Raw genomic sequence first — 4,518 nt, 5'->3', positions numbered from 1 at the left:
ACATCAGGTTACCGGTGTCGATGCAGATAGCGAGACCATCAATGGCCTCGCACAGGGCCGAGCTCCTTTGCTTGAACCTGGTCTGGATGAGCTCATCAGCGCAGGCCTGTCGAGCGGCACGTTGAAATTCACTACGGACGCCGTGGCTGCGCTTTCCGACGCCGAGCTGCTGTGGATTGCCTATGATACGCCCGTCGATGAGGACGACCAAGCTGATGTAGATTTTGTTGCTTCTAGGGTAGAGGCAAGCTTGCCGCTCCTGCCCCTCGGAGCAGTGGTATTGGTTTCGTCCCAGATGCCGGTCGGATCGGTCTCTGCGCTGGAGGGTCGGGCTCGCGAGCTTGGCCGGCAGGATATCCGTTTTGCTTGCAGTCCGGAAAACCTGCGTCTCGGTAATGCCCTTAAGGTGTTTCTGGATCCTGACCGCATCGTCATCGGCGTCCGGGACGTACAGACCAAGGAATTTTTGCAACGTGTGCTTCTACCAATAACCGCTAGGATCGAGTGGATGTCGGTCGAATCCGCTGAGATGACGAAACACGCGATCAACTCTTTCCTTGCAACATCCATTACCTTCGCCAATGAGATCGCCGCCATATGCGAAATGGTTGGAGCGGACGCCAAGGAAGTTGAGCGAGGCCTTAAGTCGGAGGCGCGGATCGGCCCTAAGGCTTATCTGTCGCCAGGTGGCCCGTTCGCTGGCGGGACGCTCGCCCGCGATATCCTGTTCCTGGAACAGAAAAGTAGCGCATACGGACTGGCGTCGCCAATTCTGTCGTCTGTCAAGGTGAGCAACGACGAACACAAAGGGTGGGTGCGTCGCAAGATCAGTGGTCTTGTCGATACTCTCACCGGGGTCAATGTCGCTGTCTGGGGACTGACATATAAACCCGGCACCAGCACTCTGCGACGATCGCAATCGGTGGAGCTATGTAATTGGCTCATCGAACAAGGTGCTAATCTCCGAGTTCACGATCCTGCGGTGCTCAATTTGCCTGAGCAGTGGCAAAACAAGGTCACGCGCTACAACAATGCACGAGATGCGGTATCAGACGCTGAGATTTTGGTTGTGGGAACGGAATGGCCAGAATACCAAGCTGAAATCGCGGCGATCCAGCCAGAAATTTGCAACCGTATCACCTTGATCGATGCAAACCGCTTTCTTGGCACTCAAGCGCAAGCCCAAGGCATCGCATATGTCGCGGTCGGCAGCAAGCAGACCCATAAGGAAACAAACTGAATATGCAGCTAGCTGGCAGAATTGCCGTCATCACAGGCGCTAATCAAGGCTTGGGACTGGAGATTGCTAAGGCCTATCTCAAGGCCGGCGCCAACCTGATGATCTGCGCCAGAAATGCGCAGCTCCTGTCTCAGGCTCACGCTGACTTACAGGCGGTCGCAGGCCCGAGACAGAAGGTCATGTCGCTCGCTGCAGACGTGTCGAAGGAATCGGACGTGCTGGCTGTGGCAGAGGCCACTCTTGCCGAGTTTGGCGATTGCCATATCCTTGTCAACAACGCTGGGGTGTACGGTCCGAAAGGCGATATCGAAGAAATCGATTGGTCCGACTGGGTTCGTGCCATGGAGATCAATGTCTTTGGCTCGGTGATGATGTGCAGAGCACTGCTTGGTCACTTCAAAAGCAAAGGGTACGGCAAGATCATCCAGCTGTCAGGTGGGGGTGCGACAAATCCCCTGCCGCGCGTCAGTGCTTACGCTGCGTCGAAGGCTGCCATCGTGCGCTTTGCAGAAACTCTGGCGGAAGAAGTTCGGGGAAGCGGCATCGACGTCAATTGCATAGCACCGGGCGCTCTTAATACGCGGATGTTGGAAGAGGTTATTGAGGCGGGCCCCGAAAAAGTAGGCAAAGCGTTCTACGAAAGATCACTTAAGCAGAAAGAAACTGGCGGGGCTCCCCTGGAGGCAGGGGCCAGTCTTGCGCTCTTTCTGGCCTCTGCCAAGAGCGATGGCATTACGGGCAAGCTGATTAGCGCCATGTGGGACAACTGGGAGCAATGGCCGGAGCATCGCGACGAGTTGGCCACTTCAGACGCTTATACACTCCGTCGTATCACTGGTCGCGATAGAGGAATTGCCTGGGGCGACAAATAAATTGAGCCTTCTGGAAAGGCTCCCAAGCTATGGGCGCTCCTGGCAATGGCAGTTTAGGAGTTCAAAGCGTCCGCAGAATACGGAATGTACTGCAAAACTGCCTCACACGAGCAACATTGGCTTGCGTATCCGGCCATCGCAACGTTATCGATTCCGCCGTATCCGATCAGAAGGGTTTAGCGTGCATGACAGATAAACGCCCAGGTGTGGCCATTGTTGGCTGCGGGCTGATTGGTCAAAAACGAGCCGCAGCTTTGGGCGCACATGGCCGGCTGATTGCTTGCGTCGACAAAAATGTTGCTCGTGCACGAAGCCTGGCAGCCGTGTCGAATTCCAAGTTTTTTGACGATTGGCGAGATGCGATTCGGTTAGACGAGGTTGACGTTGTTATCGTCGCCACCCTGCATGATTCACTCGCTGATATAAGCCTTGCAGCGATCCAAGCCGGCAAACATGTTCTAGTCGAAAAGCCGGCGGCGCGCACATCGGCCGAACTTCTGCCAGTGATCGCTGCAGCGGAAAAATATCAGGTAAAGGTGCATGTAGGTTTCAGCCACCGCTACCACAGAGCTTTGCGGAAGGCCAAAGAGATTGTGAACTCTGGCGAGCTTGGAGAACTAATGTTCATCCGAGCGCGCTATGGTCATGGTGGGCGACCAGGCTACGACCGTGAATGGCGGGCAATTCCAGAGTTGTCTGGTGGCGGCGAACTGATTGATCAAGGGCCGCACCTGATTGACCTTGCGAGATGGTTCTTGGGTAATTTTACAAGCACAGCAGGTTTCGCGCACACCTACTATTGGGATATGCCGGTCGATGACAATGGCTTCATGTTGTTGAAAACGCACGATCAAAAGGCCGCCTTTCTCCATGTTTCCTGCACCGAATGGAAAAACATGTTCTCCATGGAGATCTACGGCAAGGACGGCAAGCTTGATATTTCTGGTCTGGGTGGCAGCTACGGTGTAGAGCGGCTCACACACTACAAGATGCTGCCCCAGATGGGACCACCCGAGACGTCGGCTTGGGAGTACCCCATGGCGGACAATTCTTGGGAGATTGAGCTAGCGGAGTTTTTCGAAGACATAGCACTGGACCGGGATCCCGAAGCTGGGCTCGTGGACGCTTTCGAAGCCCTCCAAATTATCGAAAAGATCTATCAGGAGTCCGGCTATGATCATAGCGCGTAGTCCCTTGCGCATCACTCTCGGTGGCGGTGGAACCGATTTGCCGTCCTATTACAGGGACCACGAAGGCTTTCTGGTATCGGCCGCAATTGACAAGTATGTCTATGTCACTGTGATGCGGCCGTTCACGGAAGGTATTTACCTTAAGTATTCCCACCTCGAACATGTTGATCAGATTAATGATGTAAGACATCCGATCATACGCGAATCGTTGCAGATGGTCGGGTTCAATACGCCGCAAGTCGAAGTTACCACTTTGGCCGACATCCCAGCCGGCACAGGGCTAGGTTCGTCGGGTAGCTTTACGACCGCGCTGCTGAAGGCTCTGTACACGCACAGGAAGCGGCACCTTCACCAAGAAGAACTAGCTGAACTGGCCTGTCATATAGAAATTGACCGGCTCGGAGAGCCAATCGGCAAACAAGACCAATACATTGCGGCCGTGGGTGGCGTGACTTGCTTCACGTTTCATAGGGACGACAAGGTGACGGCAAAGCCGCTTGGTCTTGCCATGGACACAATGTTCGACCTCGAGGACAACCTTCTCCTGTTCTTCACCGGCTTCTCGCGTAGTGCCAGTGGGATACTCAAGGACCAACAGGTGAAGTCGCAGAGCCAAGACGCCGACATGCTTAACAACCTCCACTATGTGAAGGAACTCGGCTACCGCAGCCGTGACGCGCTTGAAACCGGCGACACGAAACTTTTTGGCGAGCTCATGCACGAACACTGGGAGCACAAGAAGCGCCGCTCGGGTGGCATGAGCAATCCCAAGATCGACGAATGGTATGAGCTCGGCATGAAGAACGGCGCGGTCGGAGGCAAACTCGTAGGCGCAGGCGGCGGAGGCTTTTTGATGTTCGTGGCCAGCGATCGAAACAGGCTCCGTCATGCAATGGCCGCCGCAGGGCTGGAAGAGGTCCGCTTCCGCTTTGACTTCGAGGGTACAAAAGTGGTCTTAAGCTCCTGATGCTTACTGTAGCTATTCTTGCCGGAGGACTTGCAACCCGGCTTCGCCCCATCACGGAGACCATTCCGAAAGCGCTAGTCGAGGTTGCCGGAAGACCCTTCATTTATCACCAGCTGGATTACCTGCGCGATCAAGGTATTCGTCGTGTCGTCCTTTGCATCGGCTATCTAGGCGAGATGGTCGAAGAAGCTGTCGGCGACGGATCGGCATTCGGGATGGAAGTACTCTACTCTGCGGATGGGCCGAAAC

At 55.0% G+C, this 4,518-nt stretch carries 5 protein-coding genes; all 5 read left to right on the top strand.

Annotated features, from left to right (window positions below):
- Positions 1–1,240 (top strand): nucleotide sugar dehydrogenase (locus AC1DUU_RS24155; protein ID WP_476785915.1); only part of this gene is annotated, 1,240 nt, incomplete at its 5' end.
- A gap of 2 nt (positions 1,241–1,242) precedes the next feature.
- The gene (locus AC1DUU_RS24150; RefSeq protein ID WP_476785914.1) at positions 1,243–2,112 is read left to right on the top strand and encodes an SDR family NAD(P)-dependent oxidoreductase; all 870 of its coding nucleotides are present in this window, start codon (positions 1,243–1,245) and stop codon (positions 2,110–2,112) included.
- 185 nt (positions 2,113–2,297) lie between these two features.
- Complete coding sequence (locus AC1DUU_RS24145; RefSeq protein WP_476785913.1) at positions 2,298–3,302, top strand: Gfo/Idh/MocA family protein; 1,005 nt, start codon at positions 2,298–2,300, stop codon at positions 3,300–3,302.
- The gene (locus AC1DUU_RS24140; RefSeq protein ID WP_476785912.1) at positions 3,286–4,269 is read left to right on the top strand and encodes a GHMP family kinase ATP-binding protein; all 984 of its coding nucleotides are present in this window, start codon (positions 3,286–3,288) and stop codon (positions 4,267–4,269) included. Before AC1DUU_RS24145 ends, AC1DUU_RS24140 begins: the two co-directional genes overlap by 17 nt.
- The coding region (locus tag AC1DUU_RS24135) for a sugar phosphate nucleotidyltransferase (RefSeq protein ID WP_476785911.1) at positions 4,269–4,518 on the top strand (250 nt) is incomplete at its 3' end. The genes AC1DUU_RS24140 and AC1DUU_RS24135, both read left to right, overlap by 1 nt.

This window comes from Aminobacter sp. P4_H6_2 (assembly GCF_056400805.1).
This window is presented reverse-complemented; position numbering and strand designations above follow the sequence as displayed.

Bases quoted from the DNA above. Each gene is read 5' to 3' on its own strand.
- AC1DUU_RS24150 (WP_476785914.1), top strand. From the start codon at position 1,243: ATGCAGCTAGCTGGCAGAATTGCCGTCATCACAGGCGCTAATCAAGGC.
- AC1DUU_RS24145 (WP_476785913.1), top strand. From the start codon at position 2,298: ATGACAGATAAACGCCCAGGTGTGGCCATTGTTGGCTGCGGGCTGATT.
- AC1DUU_RS24140 (WP_476785912.1), top strand. From the start codon at position 3,286: ATGATCATAGCGCGTAGTCCCTTGCGCATCACTCTCGGTGGCGGTGGA.